This is a genomic window from Gordonia sp. ABSL11-1, assembly GCF_030315685.1.
Classification (GTDB): Bacteria; Actinomycetota; Actinomycetes; order Mycobacteriales; family Mycobacteriaceae; genus Gordonia.
The window spans coordinates 1-19,652 of sequence record NZ_JASXSI010000001.1; the positions used below are offsets into that span (position 1 = coordinate 1).

Consider the following 19,652-nt stretch of genomic DNA (forward strand, 5'->3'; position numbering starts at 1 on the left):
ACCAAGCCTTCTGTGAGATACCCCAAAGCTACGTACTAGACAGCTCTCCCCAACTCAAGGGAACACATGTACGACGCGCAAGGGAATCCGGAAGCTTTCTCGGCGCAGTATCGAGCGTCGCCACGGGTGTCAGCCAATGGGTGTTCATGCGAGGCGCAGAGCCACTTTCGCGAGTCTGTCTGTTCGGAGAAGAACGGTTGAGGCCGGGTGACAGGTGCGCCGAGCCCCACCTTTTCCTCAGCACGGTTCGAAGGGTTCACCTGTCCGGCCGACGCGACCACACTGTGCTCGCCGATCACCCGTTTCGACGAAAAGGACCTGCCGTGACCGCCACCACCGACCGGAGTTCGTACACGGACACCGAACTCGACGACATCTTCGTTCCCGTCTTCGCGCGGATCGCCGACGGCGCCGTCCGGCGCGAGGTCGACCGTTCACTGGCCCATGACGAAGTGGCGTGGCTCAACGAGGTCCGCTTCGGTGCCCTGCGTGTGCCGGTCGAGTTCGGCGGCTACGGCGCATCCGTCCGCCAGCTCTTCCGCCTGCTGATCGACCTCGCGACCGCGGAATCCAATCTGCCCCAGGCATTGCGGGTGCACTGGTCGTTCGTCGAGGATCAGCTCCTCTCCGACGACCCATCGGCACGGGAGCAGTGGCTGCGCAGGGTCGCCGGCGGAACGCTCGTCGGCAATGCGATCACCGAGCCCGGGGTCGGCGCGATCGAACGCTATCAGACCCGGCTCACCGCCGCCGGCGACAGCTGGCGCCTCGACGGCACGAAGTACTACAGCACGGGCAGCCTCTACGCCGACCACATTCTCGTGGCCGCCGACAAGGACGGGGAACGCGTCTCGATCCTCGTCGACGCCGACGCCGACGGGATCATCCAGCACGACGACTGGGACGGCTTCGGGCAGCGCCTGACCGCCAGCGGGACGACCGAGTTCTCCGGGGTCGCCGTCGCCGAGGACCGCATTCTCGGACCCGGGTACGGGGTCGCCGGGCGCACCTACGCCACGTCGTACCTCCAGCTCGTGCAGCTCGCAGTACTCGCGGGTATCGCCCAGCGGGCGCTCGACGACACCGCGGGCTGGGTACGCGACCGCACTCGTACGTACACGCACGCCGCGGCGGATCTCCCGCGTCACGACCCGCTGGTCCAGCAGGTGATCGGACGACTGTCGTCGGCCGCGTACACGGCACGCACACTGGTCCTCGACATCGCCGCCGAACTCGACGAGCTCCTCGATGCGGGCGGGCAGGACGAGGCATTGCTCGACCGTGTGGAGTTCGACGTCGCGCGTGCTCAACAAGCGGTCATCGACACGGTGCTCGAGGCGACCACGCAGCTGTTCGAGGTGGGCGGGGCGTCGATCACGTCGGAGTCGCTGCGCCTGGACCGTCACTGGCGCAATGCCCGGACGATCTCGGTCCACAACCCGCTGATCTACAAACTGCAGGCGATCGGCGATCACGTCCTCAATGGTTCCGACCTGCCCTATGCGTGGAGTGCCGGTTCGCGCTGATCCGCTCGATCAGGCCAGCCACTCCCGCGTGTAGACGTCCTGCCACCGCACGGTGATGTTCCGCCGTGCGGTGGCCGTCGCCTGTTCGCCCAACGCCGTCGCCAGCACATCCCCGACGGCGTCCCGCACCTCCTCGGACCGGGTCAGAAGGTCATCCTGGTAGCGGGCGATCAACCCGATCCGTATGCCCGACACCTCGTCACCCTCACCGTCGACCGCGACGAACACGACCAGCCGGCCCACGGCGGACCGGATGCGGATCGACAACAGCTGCTTGAGGATCCGGTCACTCACCCGGATGCCGTCGATGTCGGTCGACAAGGTCCGCGCGGGCCGTCGGACGCGACTCAGATTCGCCGAGATCGCGGAGATCAGGCGGTTGACGTCGCCGCTGGGTTCGTCGAGACGGCGGCTCGCCTCGACCAGCCAGGCATCGGTCTCATCGGAGTGCTCGTCGTCGACGTAGATATCATTCACGGCTGCGCTCCTCTCCCTGGGTGGTCGGTCCATCGTGCGATGTCTCGGTGTGATCAGGCGGTCGCCCGCGGGACGGGCCGGGTGGACCGCCGGGGCGCCACGGGGCGAGCCGTATCGACAGGTAGCGCCGACTCCGCTGCAGGTGGCCACGCACCGAGCCGGTGGAGATCTGCAGAATCCGTGAGATCTCGTCGAGCGACAGGCCTTCCGCCTCGCGGAGCCACCATGCCGCGCGCGACGTCTCCGGCAGCGAACCCAGCTCATGACGCAGCGCCTCGACGAGCGATGACTGCTCGGCCCGTTCGGCGGGGAGCGGTGCCGGGTCCGCGAGGTCGATGAAGCGGTCGTCGACGGTGGGTACATCGCGTCGTCTGCGTCGATGGTCGATGGTCCGACGATGCGCGATGGAGAACATCCAGGTTCGGAACGAACTGCGGAAACCGAAGTCGGGGAGGCTCTTCCACGCGTGTAGCAGCGTTTCCTGGGCGAGGTCCTCGGCCGTCTGCGGATCGGCGACCATCCGTCGCAGGTAGCCGAGCAGACCGGGGGAGACCCTCGTGACGAGGACGGCGAAGGCCCCCTTGTCGCCGACCGCCGCCGCGGCCGCCAACTCGTCGTCGGACATCTCCGACAGGACGAGTCCCGAACCCTCGGGAGGGCCGGACGAACCGCCATGAACTCGACGATTCGGCCCCGGGAACGCCGCGATGCTCCCGATGGGCGGCGCAGCGGCCGTCGCGCCGCCCACCCCGGCGGTCTCCGCGCCGTTCGGCGGATCGTCGGTGTGACCGGCATCACCGGAATTCGTGCGTGCACTTTCCGTGTCCACTGCGACTGACTCTATACACGGGCCGCAACCCGTGGGTGCCGCTCCCGTAGACGGGGCGACACCCGCCGACCAGGCAGGCGGCCCACGAGAACGAAGGAGTTCGCATGTCCGATACGACCACCCGCCAACAGGCAACCGCCGATCCCGCGACCGCCACGACCGGCGCCGGCACCAGCCTCGCCCTCGCCAAGAACGAGTCGGCACTGGCCGGGGACCGCGGCAAGACCTCCATCTCCGATGTCGTCGTCGCCAAGATCGCGGGCATCGCCACCCGCGAGATCGACGGTGTGTACGACGTCGGTGGCGTCACCGAACGTGTTGTCGGCAAGGTGCGCGACGTCCTGCCCGGCACCACGACCAGCACCACCCAGGGCATCACCGTGGAGGTCGGTGAGCGTCAGGCCGCTGTCGACGTCTCCATCGTCGCCGACTACGGCGTCGCCATCCATCAGCTCGCCGCCGCGATCCGCCGCAATGTGATCGCCGCCATCGAGCAGATGACCGGCCTCGAGGTGACCGAGGTGAACGTCGCGGTCCACGACATCCACTTCGGCGACGACGACGCCCCGTCCGACGAGACACCTCGCGTCCAGTGACCACCGACGACGACGCGCCGACCGTCCGGCACATCGCTGATGCTGTCGGTGATGTGCCCGGGGTCACCGGGCTCTACGGCGGGGTCTTCGGGGAGATCGCCACCTACCTGCCGGGCGGACGGATCAGCGGGGTCGTGCTCGCCGACGACGCCTGCGACATCCACATCATCGTCGACGTGGACCACGACATCCGTCAGGTCGCCGCCGACGTCCGAGCCGTCGCGCAGCGACTGACCGGGTTGCCGACGACGGTCACCGTCGAGGACATCGCCGTCGGACCCGAGTCGCTCGGGACCGGGGTCGCGGACGGAACACGATCAGACATCTCGAGCGCGAGCCCGGCCGGCGCCGGCGAGAACTGACAGAAGACAAGGGAAACGACATGATCAACAATGCGACGGTCGGCCTCCTCGCCGGTCTCCTCCTGGCTCTCGCCGCCACCACCGGGGGATTCGGCGGTTTTGTCCTCGCTCTCGTTCTCGGCGCGGTCGGACTCGCGATCGGACTCCAACGTGACGGGGCCGTCGACCTGGGTGCCTTGCTCCGGAGCCGCAACCGTGGCTGAGACGGCAACGGCCTCCGGTGAGGCGCCCACCGTTCCGGCCGACGCCGAGGTGGCATCCGCCACGCGGAGCGATCCGACTCCGACCCGCGGCACTGTGACGATCGCCGACCGGGTCGGCGAGAAGATCGCCGTCCGTGCCGCTCTCGACGTCGACGGTGTCGTCCGACACCAGACGACGCTCGGATCGATGCTGTCGGGATCGACACCCGGGCGGGCCGTCGCCGCTGGCGACCATCCCCAGGCCACCGTCGACATGTCATCCGCCGCGCCGTGGGTGCAGATGACGATCGCGGTGTCCTGGCCGTGCCGGCTCACCGAGGTCTGCTGGAACGTGCGCATCGCCGTCACCCGAGAACTCGCGCGGTTCACCGGGATTCGGCCATCTCGTGTCGACGTGACCGTCGCGGCGGTGCTCACCGCCGTCGACCAGCCCTCCGGCACCGGGGTGCCTGCCGGTTTCGTCGAACTCGCGCCACCGGCACCCCCCGAGGCCGCTGACGACACAGGGGAGGAGCGACGATGACGACCACCGCCAAGACGACCACCGCCAAGACGACCACCGCCAAGACAACCACCGCAAAGACCGCAGACACCCACCATGCCAAGGTCTTCACTCCTGCAGCGAACCCCGCGGCGGCTGTCGCTGGAGTGTTGATCGGAGTCGCCCTGTTCGGTCTTGCCGCCGTCGCCATCCGGGATCTGCTGGTCGAACTCGGCTGGCTGTCCGGTGACGAATGGTCGCGCACCGCCGCCGACTGGATGGTCGGGATTCGCTGGTGGGACTGGATGTGGCCGGCCGCAATCGCGTTCATCATCGTCGGAGTCGGACTACTGTGGCTCGCGGTCCGGCCCCGTCGGCGAACGCACCTGAGCCTGTCCGGTTACGAGGTGATGTGGACCCGGCGTGGCGACATCGCACGACGCTGCAGCGCCGCCGTCTCCACGCTGTCCGGGGTCCGTCACGCCTCCACCGTGGTCGGACGACGAACGGTGACCGTCTCGGTCACCACCCGGGAACCGGTCGATCGCGCATCGGTCGACGCCGAGGTCGAGCGTGTCGTCGGAGGGGTGCTGTCGGCGATCGAGGCACCGCTGCGGGCACGAGTGAAGATCGTCCGCGACCGAAGCGGTGATCGCTCATGAACCGCGGTCCGGCAGCGTGGCATCGCATCACCGTCGGCCTCGTCGGACTCCTGCTCCTGCTCGTGGGTGTGTCCGCGGTGCTCTGGCGTACCGACGTCGCGCCGGTTCACGAGTGGGTGAACCGGATCGACCAGGGATGGGCGGCCCGGACGGCGGACACCGGCTGGTGGCCGGTGCTTCTCGTGGTCGTCGTGGTCGTCGCGGTGGTGTGGGGATGGCGACTCATCGCGACGACGGTCCGCCCCGGCAAGGTCGACGACCTCCTCCTCGACGGCTCCGATCTCAGCGGAACCCTCACGGTGGCACCCAAATTGATCGCATCGGCGGTCGGGGAGGATCTCGCACGGGCACCGGCCCTCGACCGCGTGGTGGCCCGCGCCACCGACGACCGGGGGCGCAAGATCGTCCGGCTGACCGTCACGGCGGAGCCCTCCCACGATTACGCGGAGATCGCCTCTGTGGTGGGTGACGCCGTGGAGGACATCCGGGATGCCGTCGACGGCGCCGACATCCACGTGCAGGCGTTCGTCAACCTGGAGAACCGGCAGAGGTGATCGACCGCCGGTCGGTCGTCTCCCGTGCGCTACCGTGCTCGTATGACGCGGATGGAACCCGCCGACGCGCGCATGTACTGGATGTCGCGGGCGATCCCGAACGACCAGTTCCTGCTGTATTGCTTTGCCGATCATCACATCTCGATCGATGATCGCGCTGCCGGCCTCTGCCGGCGCGCCGCGGGGGTGCCCGATCTGACGATCCGCGTGCTGGACATCCCGGCCGGCCTGGACCATCCGCAGTGGGTCCATCGCCCGGTCGGTGCAGATCAGATCGTCCTCCATCGATCCGTGACGACGTGGCGCGACTGTCTCGACAGTGTCGCCGCACTCACCGCGGATCAGCTCACACCGACGTCCGCGGCATGGCGCATCCATCTGTTCCCTGCCGTTCCCGACACACCGCGCGGAGCGGGAGTCGTGGTGGTGATACAGGTCAGTCACGCGCTCGGCGACGGACGTCGGGCGTCCGCGATCGCTCGCCGACTGTTCTCCGGTCCGGCGGGCATTCCCGCGTCAGATGATGTGCGCGGCAGGAAGATCGACAGTGAATTCGATGGCGACGGTAGACCGGGGATCGAGAGACGCGCCCTCGTGATCGCCGCGTCCGGCGCGGCAACCCTGCCGCTGCGGATCGCCGGCATGCTGTGGCGTGGCCTCGATGCCTACCGTACGGTGCTTGCCCGACCTCCCACGGAGGGAACGGGTTACGTCGTCACCGGGCTCAACCGCCCGCCGGGGACCGAACGGCTGCTGCGGGTCCTGACCCGCGAGCGCACCGACTTCCCCGCGGCGCACTCGGTGACGGTCGGCGCGTTGACGGCGATCTCGGTCGCCCTCCACGCGGAACTCGACGCGCACGCCGAGCGTCTGGGAGTGGAGTTGACCATGGGGCGCCGGCGACCGTCTCGGTCACGCAACAACTTCCGCAACGTCGGCATCGATCTCCACACCGAGATCGACGATCTCGATGCCCGTGCCTCCGCGATCGCCGCCGAGATCGACCGGGCCCGACAAGCGGACGACGAACCCGCTCGTCTCGCCGAGCGTCGCGCGACCGACGCCGTCCCCGCGCCGTTGGTGCGTTGGGGTATCGACCGATTCGATCCGCACCGCCGCCCCGATCGCGTCACCGGAGTCACCGTGGTCTCGTCGGTGTACCGAGGCGCGGCCGACCTCGACCTCGACGGTGGCCCGGTCCTCTTCACCGCCGGATTCCCCGCACTGTCGCCGGCACAGGGCCTCACCCATGGCGTGCACGGGATCGGCTCGACCATCGCCCTCTCGGTCACGACGGCTCCGACGATCCTGGCCGACGTCGATCAGTACGTCGCGCGCCTCGAATCGGCGATCGACGCGGTTGCGGCGGCGTGTGCTCAGGATTCGTCGGGGCCGCCCGGGCGCGAGTAGCCGTTGCGTTCGGACCCGTCGGTGATCGACGGTGTGCCCGAGGAGCCGGAGGAGCTGTTGCGGGCACCCCGGGTCAGGCGTTTCGGCAATCGCTCGGCCAGCCCACCGAGCGGGGCGACGGTCTGGTTGAGCAGATCCACGGTCTCGGCGAGCTCGTGCACGGTGTCCTGCATGGCGAGCAGATTGGGCGCGAGTTGGCCGATCACCTCGGTCAGCTCGGTGATCCGATCCAATGGTCCGTCGGGGGCGATCGCGCGTTCGACCGCGCCGTTCTCGCCGACGAGCTGATCGAGGAGGCCGCCGTCCTCGGCCATCCGGTCGAGTACACCGCCGGGCACGGTGACCTTCTCGAGGACCCCGTCAGGTGATGTGAGCTTGTCGACGATGCCGCCCTCGGAGGTCAGACGTTCGAGGATGCCCTCGTTCTCGGTGAACTGGTCCACGACCCCACCGGGCCGCGTCAGCCGGTCGAGGGGACCGTCCTTGGCGGTCAGGCGGACGAGGATGCCGTCCTCCTCGGTCATCTGATCGAGGAGACCGCCCGACGCCGTCAGTTTCTCCAGCAACCCACCGGGCGCGGTGAGGCGATCGATCACCCCGTCGGGATTGAGCAGACGCTCCAGCGGACCGCCCTGGGCGACGATGCGGCCGAAGGGACGATCGGGACCGAGGAGTTCGGCGAGCTGACTGAGCAGCGCGAGTGGGGTGCGGGCGCTGCTGAGTTCGTCGCCGGACAGACCGAGCGCATGGTTGACCTCGCTCTGGACGCTGGTCGCGGTGAGCCGGGCGATGGTGACCGCCGATTCGGCGGCGGTCAGCACGACCCCGGTGACCGCGAACCCGAGCCGGAACGGGAGCTCGACGACGCTACGCGCGTCGACGTTGTGCGAGTCCATGACCTTGACATTAGGTGATGTCAGGATCGAGGGGGAGTGGCACGCCTGATTCGGTGGACTGACTCGGTGAACAGACCCGCGGTCAGCCCTGCTTCGCGGCGGCCTTCGCGGCCTTCTTGAACTCCCGCACCTTCTGCAGCGACTCGGGGTCGATGACGTCGGCGACCGATCGGTAGCCGACCTTTCCGTAGTCGCCGACGACCTTGGTCCAGCCCGGAGGTCTGATCCCGAGCTGTTTGGCCACGAGCGCCGTGAAGATCTTCGCCTTCTGGTCGCCGAAGCCCGGCAGCGCTCGCACACGGGCGAACAGATCGGCACCGGAGGCCGCCTCGGTCCAGATGCGCTCGGCGCTCCCGTCGTAGTCGTCGACGACGACCTGTGCGAGTGCCTGCACGCGGCCCGCCATCGATCGTCCGTACCGGTGGATCGCGGGTGGGGTCGCGCACAGGTCGGCGAACGCCTCCGGTTCGGCCGCCGCGATCGCCGCCGGGTCCATCGTGCCGAACCGGTCCCGGATCTTCGCCGGTCCCGCGAACGCACGCTCCATCGGGAACTGCTGGTCCAGCAGCATGCCGGTCAGCAACGCGAACGCGTCGGTGGAGAGCAGTTCGTCTGCGGCCGGGTCCTGGGCAATCTGGAGATTCGCCATGGGCTCATCCTAGAACCCCTAGAATGGCGCCATGGGGAACCGACGGTGGGGACGGCCGGGAATTCGGCGGCAGACGTTGCGAGGGCGGAATCGTCGGAGGGCGGTCGTCGGCTTCGCCCTGGCGGCGGTGACCGCGCCCATGGTGATGGCCGGCGCCGGCACGGCCGGTGCCGTACCGGAGTACACCGATCCGAACCTCGCCACCACGCTGCGGTGCGACACACCGAACCCGTGGGGAGGTCCGCGGATACCGATCCACGTCGACGTGTTCAACCAGATCCCCTTTCCTGCCGACGGATTGCCGGGGCCGGCGATCTCGCTCATCGGGTCGAGCCGGGCGCAGCCGTCCCCGCTCCTCGACTACACCGTCGAGACCCGGGTGACCTGGCGGAATCTCGCCACCGGCCGGACCGGGACGGTCACGGTGCCGAGCCGCGCCCGGGTGATCACCTGGCAGGCGGATCTGCATCCGGGCCGTGGACCCGTCGCGTTCACGATCCGACAGAAGGTCGGATTGATGGCGTTCGTGCCGATGGTGGCCGCGCAGAACTCGACCTGTTCGGGGCGTGCGACGGCCTGACGGCCGGTGCCACCTGCGGGTGTCCGATGTCGAATCGTGACGTCGATGCCGTCGCAGAAGCACGGCGGAACATCACATTTCGGCCCCGGCGAGTAGCCTGAGAGCCGATACTGACGCGAGCGGGTTCTCCCACCTGCTGACTCGACGATGAGGACGTGCCATGTCGGAAGCGCACCAGAACGAGATCGCGGAGCAACACACGGCCAAAGTCATCGGTGTCACCGTCGCCGCTGCGGTCGGCGGCTTCCTGTTCGGCTTCGACAGTTCCGTGGTCAACGGCGCCGTCGACTCGATCCAGGACACCTTCGGGCTGGCCGAGCTGTTCACCGGATTCGCCGTCGCCATCGCCCTGTTGGGCTGCGCGCTCGGCGCTTGGTTCGCGGGCCGCCTCGCCGACGTCTGGGGTCGCAAGCGGGTGATGCTGCTGGGCTCAGCCCTTTTCGTCATCTCCGCGATCGGGACCGCATATACGCAGACGGTCTGGGACCTCCTCCTGTGGCGCGTGCTCGGCGGCATCGGCATCGGTATCGCATCGGTGATCGCACCCGCCTACATCTCCGAGATCGCGCCGGCCAGATATCGCGGTGCGTTGGCATCGATGCAGCAGCTGGCGATCACACTCGGCATCTTCGCCGCCCTGCTGTCGGACACGCTGCTCCAGGACGCCGCGAACGGCCCGGAGAACGAACTGTGGTGGGGCCTCGAGGCCTGGCGCTGGATGTTCCTCGTGGGCGTCGTGCCCGCGGTCGTGTACGGCCTGCTCGCGCTGATGATCCCGGAGTCGCCGCGATACCTCGTCGGTCGCAACCGAGACGAGGAGGCGGCACGAATCCTGCAGGAGGTGACCGGCGAGGCCCATCCGCTGGAACGGGTCAAGGAGATCCGACTGACCGTCAAGCGCGAGGCACGCACCTCGTTGAAGGACATCCGCGGGCCGTCGTTCGGTCTGCACCCACTCGTCTGGGTCGGCATCTGGTTGGCCATCTTCCAGCAGTTCGTCGGCATCAACGCGATCTTCTACTATTCGACGACCCTGTGGAAGTCGGTCGGTTTCGACACCGATCAGGCGTTCACCACGTCCGTGATCACCTCCGCGATCAACGTGGGCATGACCTTCGTGGCGATTCTCTTCGTCGACCGGATCGGACGGCGCAAGCTCCTGCTGATCGGTTCGGTGGGCATGTTCGTCGGATTGGTCATGGCGTGTGTCGCGTTCACACAGGCGACATACAAACAAACAGGGATGGTGGGCGACGTAGCTTGTACGCCCGGCAATACCACCAAGGACTGCCTTGCCCTTGCGGGCGGCTGGGGGCCAGTCGCTCTCATCGGCGCGAACATGTTCGTGGTCTTCTTCGCCGCCACCTGGGGTCCGGTCATGTGGGTCATGCTCGGCGAGATGTTCCCGAACCGGATCCGCGGCGTCGCGCTGGGCGTGTGCACGGCGGCGAACTGGTTGGCCAACTTCACGATCTCGATGCTCTTCCCGGAGATGAGCAAGGTCCTCGGCCTGGGCTGGATCTACGGCTTCTTCGCGTTCTGTGCGGCTGCGTCGTTCTTCTACGTGCGCGCAAAGGTGGAGGAGACCAAGGGGATGGAGCTCGAGGACATGGACGCGGCGGCCGCGACCCGGCTGTCCCAGTTCGAGGCGATGCGGTCGGCCAAGGACGCGCACTGATCGGGGGCGTGCCCCGTCAGTCCTGCTCGGCCAGTCCGGTGATCAGCAACCACTGCGCGGCGAAATAGCTTGCGAGAACCCAGGCCTCGGCCACGCCGACGAGCCGCGGATCCCGGATCAGGTGGCGCCGATTGATGATCGTGAGATCCGAGGCCAGGAACAACCATCCGCCGCAGCGCATCCGAGGCTGGGGACTCGGCATCGCATGGGCGGTCGCCGACATCAGACCCAGCGCGTTCCCGTAGGTGCCCAACACCGGCAACAGGCGTGGGCGGTGCACGGTGAGCACGCTCGCCGACTCCGCGAGAATCAGTGTCCGCACGGCCATCCCGGATGCCGTCGGGCGCGCTCCACGACGCAGCATCGCTCCGGTCAGACATAGCTGGGCGCCGGCGAACAGCGATGCGCCGATCTGCAGGCTGCAGTCCTTCCCGGGGCCGTCCGGGGCGAATTCCTCGAGGAGCATGGCGCGATCACCGGCCGCGGAGAACGCGACCGCTCCGGCGAGGAGGGCGTTGTCCACTCCTCGGCGCGACCGTGCTCCCCGTGCGGCCTCGAACGCCAGCACGACCAGCGGCAGCGGTTTGGTCGCGGCGGCGAGATCTCGTCGATGTCGTGCACCGGTCACGGTGGCAGCAGTGGCCGCAGCAGCGTAGGCGAGACCGACCACCGGACGAGCGGTGACACGACCGGTCAGGCCGCGACGTCGGATCCTCCGGATCACCGACTCGCCAGTCGGGAGACGAACCACCGGATGTCGTTGTCGGACAGGGCATCAGACTGCTGATCGTTGACCGCCAGATACGTACGTGCACTGACCCGACGATCTGCGGTCCGGGCATCGTTGAGATAGCGCAGCGACAGCGGCACGACGACATTCTGGTCGAACAGGCTCTGGGTCATCATCACCGGGCGGGTGAAGCCGCGGAGAGGGATCGTGTGCGACCGCGACACGACGTCGATGAGTGCGGTGTTGCCGGACAGCGGTGTGCTGAACAACGGGCCCATCGGTGTGCCGGCGAACGCATCGGTGAGGTCGTCGACGCAGAGGCGCGCCGCCCGGTTCATCCAGGTGATCCCGGTGTCGGTGAGGAACGAGTCCAGCTTCACCTCCGGGCGGGCGTTCCGGATCGCGCTGAGCGTGAACAGGATGTCGGCGGCGACACCGACGGGCATCGAACCGCTCGAGGGGCCGAGACCGCCGATGAGCGTGTCGAACTCGACCGGGATCGACGACACGGCCGATCCGCGGTAGTCGAGGGTCGGGCCCTGCACGCGCGTGCCCTGCCGGGCGAGATCGATCGCGGCGGCGGCGCCCCGGCCCTCACCGACGACCACCCATCGGCGTGCCAGGTTGTCGGCGACGTCGTGGCCGGCGCGGACGGCGTCGACGATGTTACGCGCCGTGGTCTGGGTGTCGAAATACTCGGGTGTGCCCTGGGTACCCAGGCCCGCGTAGTCGGGGATGACGACCGCGTAGCCGCGGTCGAGCCAGCGGGAGATCTCGTCCCGGTCGTCGGAGGTCGGCACCGCCGACGGTGCACATCCGTCGGCGATGCCGCGGCTGCCGTGGGCCCAGGCAACGACGGGCCAACCGCCCTTCGGTGCGGCGCCGGGCGGGAGCTGGACCGCCGCGGTGGACAGCCGACGTTGCCGGTCGGTGCCGGTGGTCCAGTAGGTGAAGGCGCTGCCCGATCCGGCGTGGGCGGCCAGACGGTTCTTCGGCAGATCACGATTGGTGAACACGGTGCCGGCGGGTGCGCCGCCGCTGGGCGCTGTCGGCGCCGGCTGGGCGACACCGGCGGCGGCGGCGGTCATCACGAGGGCCAAGGCGATCGGCAGGACCGACCGGACCGCGAACCGGTGAGGAGACCGTCGGCGCGATTGTGGCGAGGGCATGATGTGAGGTTTTCGTGTCGAGGGGTGCCGGCGGGTCGTCGGGCCTAGGCCTCGACGATGCCGATCGCGGGGAGGAAGTAGCAGGTGCGGGCGCCGTTCTGGGCCGTGCCGTACACCGCGGACAGGATGATGCCCTTGCCCGTCTGCACGGGCGCGAGCCGCACGCCGGACAGCAGCGGCAGTGCCTTCAGGAGCGGGCTGTTCGAGACGGGCACGAGGTCGGCGAAGCCGCCCTTGAGGGTTGCGACGTTGAACCAGGCGACCTGCATCTTCCCGTTGGTGACGCCATCGGCGGTCGCCGGGACGAACGCATAGGCGGTCTGGCCGTCCTCGACGAGGTTCAGCTTGGGCAGGGTGATGCCGAGCAGCTGCTGCAGAGGGGCCAGTGGCTCCTGCGCCAGTGGCCACGGCCCGGCGACGGCACCCGCGCCCGCGGTCACGAGCCCGAGCGGGTTGTCGGCGGTGGGATCGGTGCAGAACGGGGCGGCCGACGGACTCAGCGGTTGCACGCCCAGGGCCTTCAGGATCGCCAGCGGGTCGGTCTGTGCGACGGGAACCGCGCGGCCGGCGGCTGCCGCTTCCGGGATGAGACGGGTCCGCGCGGCCACCTGATCCGAGGACAGCTGTCCCACGCTCGTCATGACCGCTTGCGCTGCCTCCAGGGCCATCCGGTCGACGCCGGCGTCCTTCAGCATTCGGACCGCGGCCGCCAGCTCGGCGTCGTAGGGGATCTCGGGGATGGACAACGAGTTCGGCGGGACGAAGGGGGCCGCGGGCGCCATCGCCGGCGCGCCGAGCCCCGCGGCCGTCACGGTCGCGATACCGACGACACCGGCACGGGCGCGGAACGAGAGGCGGCTGAATGAGGGACGGCGGAACGAGAGGCGGGTGTGTGCACGCTGCGAGCTGGCGGACATGGGTTCTCCTTCATCGACCGGGTGCAGACCCGGACGGCCCTCCTCTGTTACGGATGTGACAGAAGTTGTTCAAGTTACAAGAGAGCACGAAGTGTACGCGGAACTCAAGTCGCGAAGCCGAGCTGTGACATCGCTGCGATGAAGCGGCGACCGACGATGCCGGGAAACGTCGTTCCTGGTCAGCGGCGAGTGACGCCTGTCATGGCATCGTGTGGACACGAGCGCCGAGCCGACCACACCCCCGGGGCGCTGGGCGGCCCGGGGGTGTGCAGACGGTGTGCGGTCGGCGGCTCAGATGATGCCGATGCCGATCGTCGGCACGATGCCGCAGGTGTTGATCTTGCCCTTGTTCTTGGTGGTGACGTCGCCGTAGATGGTGGAGATGACGCGTCCCTTGCCGGTCTTCGCGATTCCCGTGAAGGTGCCGGGTCCGTCGGTGGCGTTGATCTTGGGATTGCGCTTGAGCTGGACCTGCCCCGATCGCCCGTTGTCGATGTTCAGCCAGGTCGCCCAGAGTTTGCGGTTGGGGTTGTTGATCGCAGGGCCGGTGCCGAGGCTGGTGTAGACGTAGCCGGCCTCACCTCGCTTGGGGCCCGGCGCGGGTGCCTGCTGTGGGCCCGCCGTGAGCAGTGCTCGCCCGAGGGAGTTGCCGCCGTTGGGGCTGCCGTTGCCCGGCATGCAGCCGAATCCGATGGTCGGGTAAAGGAATTCCTGGATCTTCGGCGCTCCGGGGCCTTTCGGGATCTCCGGGTCGCCGGGCTTGCGCTCGGCAGCCTTCTGCTCGCGGACGAGTGCCGCGCGTCCGGGTTCGCCGAGGAAATCGATCACCGACTGCCAGATGGCCTTGGTCTGCGGCGGCAGGCCCGGCGCGGCCGCCAGGCCCTTCGCCTGGTCGAGCAGCTGGCTGTTGATCTTGCCGTCCGGCCCCTTGGTGGCGACCGATCCGATGATCGCCGGAGCGAACGCGCCCAGCGAGTCGAGGGTCCGCTGGTCGACCTTCGGCTTGGCGGGGGCGGGTGCCGCATCGGCGACGGCCGGTACGGCCAGCGACATCGCCGCGGCGATGCTCATCGCCGCGATGCCGACGCGACGCACGGTCCGGGTCGCGGGGCGGTGGATGCGGCGCGAAGCCGGGCTGGGTCGTGATCGCAGGCTCTGGAGTACAGGCAAACGCACTGTTTCCGGTCCAATCGGTCGTCGGTGTGCGCCACTGGGGTCACACACTCCGCTGTCAGTGACTCGGACGCCGGATCGACGTCGCGGGTCATTCTATGCACCCGCCGACGACGAGCACTGTCCAGGGAGCCTAACGCGACACTGTGTGACTGCTGTGATTGTTGATTCAATTGTTACTGATGGTACGTAACGATCTGCGGTCGTGCGCGATCGGGGCAACTGGTTAGATCGACCCGTGGCCACACGACGCAAAAGAGTGACCCGAGGATTCGGACTGATGCTGGCGGCGGCCTCGATCGCCACCGTGCTCACGGCGTGCGGAGACGACGCCGAGCCCGGCGCCGAGGTGACGCTGCTCACCCACGAATCGTTCGCATTGCCCGACTCGGTGTTCGACACCTTCCGACGCGAGACCGGCCTGACCCTGAAGGTCGTCCGGTCGGGTGACGCCGGACAACTCGCGTCCACGGTGTCGCTCACCCCCGGATCGCCGAAGGCGGACGCCGTCTTCGGGATCGACAACACCTTCGCCTCCCGGCCCATCGAGGCAGGTGCGCTCGAGCCGTACGCGTCGCCGATGGCGGCGAACGGGGCGGCCGAGTTCGCGATCCCGGGATCGGACAACGAACTGACCGCGGTCGATCGAGGCGACGTCTGTCTCAACGTCGACGACTCCTGGTACGAGGACAACCGGCAACAGCCGCCCACGAGCCTGCGCGATCTTCGGGACCCGAAGTACGCGTCGCAGGCGGCGCTGCTCGATCCCGGCACCTCGTCGCCCGGAATGGCGTTCCTGCTCACGACCATAGGGCTGTTCCCCAACGGCTGGCAGGACTACTGGAAGTCGGTGACCGCCGGCGGTGCCACGGTTGTGTCCGGTTGGGAGATCGCCTACAACCAGCTCTTCAGCGCCGGGGAGGGCAAGGGCGACAAGCCGATCGTGCTGTCCTATGCCTCCTCGCCCGCGGCGACGGCGGGGACCTCCGCGATACTCGACAGCTGTTTCCGGCAGGTCGAGTACGTCGGAGTCCTCAAGGGGGCCAAGAACCCCACCGGGTCCCGCAACCTCGTCGACTTCATGCTGAGCCCGACCGTGCAGGCCGCGCTCCCGTCGGCGATGTACGTCTACCCCGTGCAGAAGGACACGCCGCTTCCCGACGGCTGGCAACAGCGCGCCCCGGTGCCCACCTACACCGTCAGCCTGCCGCCGCAGTACATCGCCCAGAATCGTGAGAGCTGGCTCGAGCAATGGCGCGAGGCCGTCGGACGGTGACACCCGGCAGGTGGGGGACACTCGCCCTGCGGGTCGTTCCCGCAGTGTTCCTGCTGATCCTCTTCGTGTGGCCGATCGCCGCGCTGATACGACGAGCCGTCGACGTCGGGTCGGATGTCGGGATCGGCACCATCCTGGACCGGACACATGCGCTGAACCTGTTGGGGTTCACCCTCTTCCAGGCCGCCGCGTCCACCGCACTCGCGCTGGTGGTCGCCGCGCCGATGGTCTGGCTCATCGCCCGAGTCGACATCCCGGGCTCGTTCCTGCTCACCGTGATCGTCACAGTGCCGTTCGTCCTGCCGACCGTGGTCGTGGGTGTTGCGTTCCGCGCACTGCTCGACGGTCCGCTCGCCTTCGCCGGCGTCGGTTCCGGACTGTGGCCGATCCTGTTGGCGCACGCATTCCTGAACGTCGCGGTGATCGCCCGCATCGTCGGAGCCGCGTGGCGATCGCTGGACCCGCAGGTCGCCGAGGCTGCGCAGACGCTGGGCGCCGGCCGCGTGCGGGCCTTCGTCGAGGTCGTCGCACCCCGCTTGCTGCCCGCTGTCGGCGGCGCCGCGGCACTGGTGTTCCTGTTCTGCTCCACCAGCTTCGGCGTCATCATCATCCTGGGCAACGGTGAGATCCGCACCCTCGAGACCGAGATCTACACGCAGGCGATCGGATACTTCCGCATCCCCGACGCGGTGGTGCTCTCGATGGTACAGATCATGGTCGTGGTCGCGGCTCTGGTGCTCACACGGCTGTTCGCCGAGAGGGGCGAGGGGGGTGCTGGTGCCCGGCCCGCCGAGACGCGACTCCGGCCGCGCGGGCGGCAATGGCTGCCGGTCGGCGCGGCGTTGATCTGGACGACCACGATTCTCGTCGCTCCCCTGCTCGTCCTGGTCGTGCGATCGGTCCGCCCGGGCGCCGACGGGACGTGGACACTCGACGGCTACCGGTCGCTCGGTGAGTCGGTGAACGGCGTCACGCCCCTCGAGACACTGCGATACTCCCTGGGTACGGCGGCGTTGGCGATGGTGATCGCTCTCATCGTCGGGCTGCTGACGGCCCTTGCGCTGCACCGCGCGCGTGGCGCCTGGTCGGCTGCAGGGAACATAGTGGCGACCATTCCGCTCGGGATCAGTGCTGTCACACTGGGTTTCGGTTACCTCATCGTTCTCGCGGCGATGCCCGCCGATGTCGCCGCGTCGCCATTGGTGATCCCGTGCGTGCAGGCACTGATCGCGATCCCGGTCGTGGTGCGGATCGCGGTGCCCGCCCTGCGATCGATCCCCCCACGGCTGCGGCAGGCCGCGGCCACCCTCGGGGCCGGCCCGCTCCGGGTGTTCCTGACCATCGATCTACCGCTCATCGGCCGATCGCTGGGCGCCGCAGGCGGATTCGCCTTCGTCATGGCGCTCGGTGAGTTCGGCGCGACGAGCTTTCTGGCCAGGGCCGACACGACCACCCTGCCGGTTCTCATCGGGTCGGCGCTCAACCGGCCGGGGGCCGACAATCTGGCGACCGCGATGGCGGCGTCGGTTCTGCTGGTCGCCGTGACGACGGTGGCCGTCGTCGGAGTCGAGGTTCTGCGTCCGCGCACCGGGGCGGTGTTCTAGATGCTCGAGATCGACGGCCTGCAGGTCTGTTACGGGTCGACCGTCGTCCTCGACGGTCTCGACTGGACCGTCGGTACCTCGGGTTCGGTGGTGACCGCATTGCTCGGGCCGTCAGGCTGTGGGAAGTCGACGCTCATCCGTGCCGTCGCCGGGCTCGAGCCGTCGGCGGCGGGCAGGATCCGGTTCGACGGCGAGGACATCGCGGCCGTGCCGACTCATCGACGTGACTTCGGTGTCGTGTTCCAGGACGGTCAGCTGTTCAGTGGACGCACCGTCGCCGCGAATGTCGCGTACGGCCTGCGGATGCGTCGATGGTCGCGCGCCGACATCGCCGCCCGTGTCGAGGAGATGCTCGATCTCGTCCGACTGCCCGATCTCGGTCGGCGCCGTGTCGACGAACTCTCCGGTGGTCAGGCGCAGCGCGTTGCCCTCGCCCGTGCACTCGCGCCCCGGCCGCGACTGCTGCTCCTCGACGAACCGCTGGCCGCGCTCGACCGCCTGCTCCGCGATGCGCTCGCCACGGAGATCGCCGAGATCGTCCGTGCCGCAGACACTCCCACGCTGGTGGTCACCCACGACCATACCGAGGCCGCGCTGATGGCGGACACCATCTCGGTCATGCGCTCCGGGGATATCGTGCAGACCGCTGCGCCGGGTCGGCTCTGGGCCCGACCCGTGGACGAGTGGACGGCACGTTTCCTCGGCGTCACCGCCGTGGTGCCCGGCCAGGTGCGCGACTCCCGCGTCGACACGGACCTGGGACAGATCGCCGTGGACCTCCCGGACGGTGATGCACTCCTCGGTCTGCGACCCGAGTCAATCCGTGCGTACCTCACCGAAGGCCGCGATGACCTCGAAAGCCGTTGCGGTGCACAAGGAAAAGACGTCACGGAGGGAGACGGTGTCGTCGGCGTGGTCGTGGCTGTCGCCGACCTCCCCGCCGGTCGGCGACTTCGTGTCCGCACCGCCGTGGGGGAATTCGACGCGGTGACGTCGGCGGCGGTCGGGATCGGCGACGACGTCGCTCTGCGCATCGTCGCCGAGCGGGTGGCGGTGATCGGCCCGTGACGGGGTCGTCGAGTGGCGAGGACGCCGAGGCGAGCGCCGTGCCCCGTCGAATCGTGGTGGCCGGCGCCGTGATCGATTCCGAGCGGCAGACGTTGCTGCTGGCGCAGCGCCGATATCCACCGGAGGTGGCCGGCCTGTGGGAACTGCCCGGAGGCAAGGTCGAACCGGGAGAGACCACCGAGGCGGCCCTGCGCCGCGAGCTGCGTGAGGAACTCGGCGTCGACGTGAGCGTCGGTGCCGCCCTCGACGACCAGGTGCCACTCCGTGACGACCTCGTCCTCGTCGCCGTGCTCGCCACTATCGTCGACGGCACGCCACGCCCCGTCGAGCACGAGGCGCTGCGCTGGTTCGATGCCGCCGAACTGCGCGAACTCGCCGATCGGTGCGTGCTCGTCCCGGCCGACGCCGTCTGGGTTCCTCAGCTCCTGGACATCCTGGGGCAGGAGGCGATCGGAGCCTGACGCCCCCGCATCGGCCTCAGGCGGCGCGGGCCTTCTTGAGTGCTTTGCGCAGCTGTTTCTTCGACATCTGGTCGTCGTCGACCTTGCGCATCCGATGGATCACGACCGGGCACCGCACGCACCGCGTCGACTTGCGACAACATTTCTTCTTGGGCTTCAGATCGCGCACCGTCGCCGGGTTCACCTTGCCCATGGGCGTGAACACTAGCAGTGCCCGCACGAGCGTGATCCGCGCTCTCACCCGGCCGTCAGCGACCGTCTCACCCCGGATCCGCCACTCGGAGGGTCCCGTGACGGCGGTCTCACCCCGGACTCGGATACCCTTGATCGGGCCGATCTCGGTCTGAGAAC

23 protein-coding genes are annotated in these 19,652 nt (G+C 68.6%); 14 read left to right on the plus strand and 9 right to left on the minus strand.

The features are described from left to right. Positions 1-323 precede the first annotated feature (323 nt). Positions 324-1,526, plus strand: coding sequence for an acyl-CoA dehydrogenase family protein (locus QSJ19_RS00005; RefSeq protein ID WP_286317633.1), 1,203 nt, complete (start codon positions 324-326; stop codon positions 1,524-1,526). A 9-nt stretch (positions 1,527-1,535) separates the two neighbouring features. Here QSJ19_RS00005 and QSJ19_RS00010 read toward each other — a convergent pair whose 3' ends face one another. Together QSJ19_RS00010 and QSJ19_RS00015 are read right to left on the minus strand one after the other, a co-directional pair. After that, positions 1,536-2,003, minus strand: coding sequence for a hypothetical protein (locus tag QSJ19_RS00010; RefSeq protein WP_286317634.1), 468 nt, complete (start codon positions 2,001-2,003; stop codon positions 1,536-1,538). Further along, positions 1,996-2,628 carry an RNA polymerase sigma factor gene (locus tag QSJ19_RS00015; RefSeq protein ID WP_286318127.1) on the minus strand — a complete coding sequence of 211 codons (633 nt, stop codon included), beginning with the start codon at positions 2,626-2,628 and terminating at the stop codon, positions 1,996-1,998. The genes QSJ19_RS00010 and QSJ19_RS00015 overlap by 8 nt, the downstream gene beginning before the upstream one ends. Before the next feature lie 308 nt (positions 2,629-2,936). Between QSJ19_RS00015 and QSJ19_RS00020 the strand changes: the two genes are divergently transcribed. From QSJ19_RS00020 to QSJ19_RS00050, 7 genes are read left to right on the plus strand one after another with little or no spacing between them, the layout of a single operon-like run. After that, entirely contained in the window at positions 2,937-3,428 is a 492-nt protein-coding gene (locus QSJ19_RS00020; protein WP_286317635.1) for an Asp23/Gls24 family envelope stress response protein, read from the plus strand. Continuing rightward, on the plus strand, positions 3,425-3,790 hold the full coding sequence (locus QSJ19_RS00025) for an Asp23/Gls24 family envelope stress response protein (RefSeq protein WP_286317636.1): 366 nt from the start codon (positions 3,425-3,427) through the stop codon (positions 3,788-3,790). The genes QSJ19_RS00020 and QSJ19_RS00025 overlap by 4 nt, the downstream gene beginning before the upstream one ends. A gap of 20 nt (positions 3,791-3,810) precedes the next feature. Further along, positions 3,811-3,993 carry a DUF2273 domain-containing protein gene (locus tag QSJ19_RS00030; protein ID WP_286317637.1) on the plus strand — a complete coding sequence of 61 codons (183 nt, stop codon included), beginning with the start codon at positions 3,811-3,813 and terminating at the stop codon, positions 3,991-3,993. Next, positions 3,986-4,516, plus strand: coding sequence for an Asp23/Gls24 family envelope stress response protein (locus QSJ19_RS00035; RefSeq protein ID WP_286317639.1), 531 nt, complete (start codon positions 3,986-3,988; stop codon positions 4,514-4,516). Before QSJ19_RS00030 ends, QSJ19_RS00035 begins: the two co-directional genes overlap by 8 nt. Further along, positions 4,513-5,136, plus strand: a complete 624-nt coding sequence (locus tag QSJ19_RS00040; protein WP_286317641.1) for a DUF6286 domain-containing protein — start codon at positions 4,513-4,515, stop codon at positions 5,134-5,136. The genes QSJ19_RS00035 and QSJ19_RS00040 overlap by 4 nt, the downstream gene beginning before the upstream one ends. After that, entirely contained in the window at positions 5,133-5,690 is a 558-nt protein-coding gene (locus tag QSJ19_RS00045; RefSeq protein ID WP_286317643.1) for a hypothetical protein, read from the plus strand. The genes QSJ19_RS00040 and QSJ19_RS00045 overlap by 4 nt, the downstream gene beginning before the upstream one ends. Positions 5,691-5,732: 42 nt before the next feature. Continuing rightward, complete coding sequence (locus QSJ19_RS00050) at positions 5,733-7,100, plus strand: WS/DGAT domain-containing protein (protein WP_286317645.1); 1,368 nt, start codon at positions 5,733-5,735, stop codon at positions 7,098-7,100. Here the strand turns inward: QSJ19_RS00050 and QSJ19_RS00055 are convergent. Both QSJ19_RS00055 and QSJ19_RS00060 read right to left on the minus strand, forming a co-directional pair. Beyond that, the gene (locus tag QSJ19_RS00055) at positions 7,067-7,996 is read right to left on the minus strand and encodes a hypothetical protein (protein ID WP_286317646.1); all 930 of its coding nucleotides are present in this window, start codon (positions 7,994-7,996) and stop codon (positions 7,067-7,069) included. The genes QSJ19_RS00050 and QSJ19_RS00055 overlap by 34 nt on opposite strands. Before the next feature lie 82 nt (positions 7,997-8,078). Further along, positions 8,079-8,645 (minus strand): HhH-GPD-type base excision DNA repair protein, encoded by a 567-nt coding sequence (locus tag QSJ19_RS00060; RefSeq protein WP_286317647.1) that lies wholly within the window; start codon positions 8,643-8,645, stop codon positions 8,079-8,081. Between the two features lie 139 nt (positions 8,646-8,784). On the opposite strand from QSJ19_RS00060, the gene QSJ19_RS00065 reads away from it, so the two are divergent. Beyond that, entirely contained in the window at positions 8,785-9,225 is a 441-nt protein-coding gene (locus QSJ19_RS00065; RefSeq protein ID WP_286318128.1) for a hypothetical protein, read from the plus strand. A 160-nt stretch (positions 9,226-9,385) separates the two neighbouring features. Continuing rightward, entirely contained in the window at positions 9,386-10,903 is a 1,518-nt protein-coding gene (locus QSJ19_RS00070) for a sugar porter family MFS transporter (protein ID WP_286317648.1), read from the plus strand. Positions 10,904-10,919: 16 nt separating this feature from the next. Here the strand turns inward: QSJ19_RS00070 and QSJ19_RS00075 are convergent, their stop codons facing one another. The 4 genes from QSJ19_RS00075 to QSJ19_RS00090 all read right to left on the minus strand — a co-directional run bounded on the left by QSJ19_RS00075 (position 10,920) and on the right by QSJ19_RS00090 (position 14,790). Further along, the gene (locus tag QSJ19_RS00075) at positions 10,920-11,624 is read right to left on the minus strand and encodes a lysoplasmalogenase (RefSeq protein ID WP_286318129.1); all 705 of its coding nucleotides are present in this window, start codon (positions 11,622-11,624) and stop codon (positions 10,920-10,922) included. Beyond that, positions 11,624-12,802, minus strand: a complete 1,179-nt coding sequence (locus tag QSJ19_RS00080; RefSeq protein WP_286317649.1) for a lipase family protein — start codon at positions 12,800-12,802, stop codon at positions 11,624-11,626. Before QSJ19_RS00080 ends, QSJ19_RS00075 begins: the two co-directional genes overlap by 1 nt. 44 nt (positions 12,803-12,846) lie before the next feature. Beyond that, positions 12,847-13,719: a hypothetical protein gene (locus QSJ19_RS00085; protein WP_286317650.1), complete on the minus strand. Its 873-nt coding sequence runs from the start codon at positions 13,717-13,719 to the stop codon at positions 12,847-12,849. A gap of 291 nt (positions 13,720-14,010) precedes the next feature. Then, the gene (locus QSJ19_RS00090; RefSeq protein ID WP_286317652.1) at positions 14,011-14,790 is read right to left on the minus strand and encodes an Rv1157c family protein; all 780 of its coding nucleotides are present in this window, start codon (positions 14,788-14,790) and stop codon (positions 14,011-14,013) included. A 382-nt stretch (positions 14,791-15,172) separates the two neighbouring features. Here QSJ19_RS00090 and QSJ19_RS00095 point away from each other — a divergent pair, with 382 nt between their 5' ends. From QSJ19_RS00095 to QSJ19_RS00110, 4 genes are read left to right on the plus strand one after another with little or no spacing between them, the layout of a single operon-like run. Next, on the plus strand, positions 15,173-16,168 hold the full coding sequence (locus QSJ19_RS00095; RefSeq protein ID WP_286317653.1) for a thiamine ABC transporter substrate-binding protein: 996 nt from the start codon (positions 15,173-15,175) through the stop codon (positions 16,166-16,168). Then, positions 16,144-17,772: an ABC transporter permease gene (locus tag QSJ19_RS00100; protein ID WP_286317654.1), complete on the plus strand. Its 1,629-nt coding sequence runs from the start codon at positions 16,144-16,146 to the stop codon at positions 17,770-17,772. Before QSJ19_RS00095 ends, QSJ19_RS00100 begins: the two co-directional genes overlap by 25 nt. Further along, on the plus strand, positions 17,773-18,840 hold the full coding sequence (locus tag QSJ19_RS00105; protein ID WP_286317656.1) for an ABC transporter ATP-binding protein: 1,068 nt from the start codon (positions 17,773-17,775) through the stop codon (positions 18,838-18,840). Next, positions 18,837-19,301, plus strand: a complete 465-nt coding sequence (locus tag QSJ19_RS00110; protein WP_286317657.1) for a (deoxy)nucleoside triphosphate pyrophosphohydrolase — start codon at positions 18,837-18,839, stop codon at positions 19,299-19,301. The genes QSJ19_RS00105 and QSJ19_RS00110 overlap by 4 nt, the downstream gene beginning before the upstream one ends. Positions 19,302-19,317: 16 nt before the next feature. On the opposite strand, the gene QSJ19_RS00115 is transcribed toward QSJ19_RS00110, so the two are convergent. Then, entirely contained in the window at positions 19,318-19,521 is a 204-nt protein-coding gene (locus tag QSJ19_RS00115; protein WP_286318169.1) for a hypothetical protein, read from the minus strand. Positions 19,522-19,652: the final 131 nt, after the last annotated feature.

What these genes read in the sequence shown, in the direction of transcription:
- QSJ19_RS00030 (WP_286317637.1), top strand. Translation starts at nt 3,811, where the DNA reads ATGATCAACAATGCGACGGTCGGCCTCCTCGCCGGTCTCCTCCTGGCT.
- QSJ19_RS00060 (WP_286317647.1), bottom strand. Translation starts at nt 8,645, where the DNA reads ATGGCGAATCTCCAGATTGCCCAGGACCCGGCCGCAGACGAACTGCTC.
- QSJ19_RS00050 (WP_286317645.1), top strand. Translation starts at nt 5,733, where the DNA reads ATGACGCGGATGGAACCCGCCGACGCGCGCATGTACTGGATGTCGCGG.
- QSJ19_RS00020 (WP_286317635.1), top strand. Translation starts at nt 2,937, where the DNA reads ATGTCCGATACGACCACCCGCCAACAGGCAACCGCCGATCCCGCGACC.
- QSJ19_RS00085 (WP_286317650.1), bottom strand. Translation starts at nt 13,719, where the DNA reads ATGTCCGCCAGCTCGCAGCGTGCACACACCCGCCTCTCGTTCCGCCGT.
- QSJ19_RS00090 (WP_286317652.1), bottom strand. Translation starts at nt 14,790, where the DNA reads ATGAGCATCGCCGCGGCGATGTCGCTGGCCGTACCGGCCGTCGCCGAT.
- QSJ19_RS00040 (WP_286317641.1), top strand. Translation starts at nt 4,513, where the DNA reads ATGACGACCACCGCCAAGACGACCACCGCCAAGACGACCACCGCCAAG.
- QSJ19_RS00095 (WP_286317653.1), top strand. Translation starts at nt 15,173, where the DNA reads ATGCTGGCGGCGGCCTCGATCGCCACCGTGCTCACGGCGTGCGGAGAC.
- QSJ19_RS00065 (WP_286318128.1), top strand. Translation starts at nt 8,785, where the DNA reads ATGGTGATGGCCGGCGCCGGCACGGCCGGTGCCGTACCGGAGTACACC.
- QSJ19_RS00100 (WP_286317654.1), top strand. Translation starts at nt 16,144, where the DNA reads ATGGCGCGAGGCCGTCGGACGGTGACACCCGGCAGGTGGGGGACACTC.
- QSJ19_RS00045 (WP_286317643.1), top strand. Translation starts at nt 5,133, where the DNA reads ATGAACCGCGGTCCGGCAGCGTGGCATCGCATCACCGTCGGCCTCGTC.
- QSJ19_RS00015 (WP_286318127.1), bottom strand. Translation starts at nt 2,628, where the DNA reads ATGTCCGACGACGAGTTGGCGGCCGCGGCGGCGGTCGGCGACAAGGGG.
- QSJ19_RS00080 (WP_286317649.1), bottom strand. Translation starts at nt 12,802, where the DNA reads ATGCCCTCGCCACAATCGCGCCGACGGTCTCCTCACCGGTTCGCGGTC.
- QSJ19_RS00070 (WP_286317648.1), top strand. Translation starts at nt 9,386, where the DNA reads ATGTCGGAAGCGCACCAGAACGAGATCGCGGAGCAACACACGGCCAAA.
- QSJ19_RS00055 (WP_286317646.1), bottom strand. Translation starts at nt 7,996, where the DNA reads ATGGACTCGCACAACGTCGACGCGCGTAGCGTCGTCGAGCTCCCGTTC.
- QSJ19_RS00105 (WP_286317656.1), top strand. Translation starts at nt 17,773, where the DNA reads ATGCTCGAGATCGACGGCCTGCAGGTCTGTTACGGGTCGACCGTCGTC.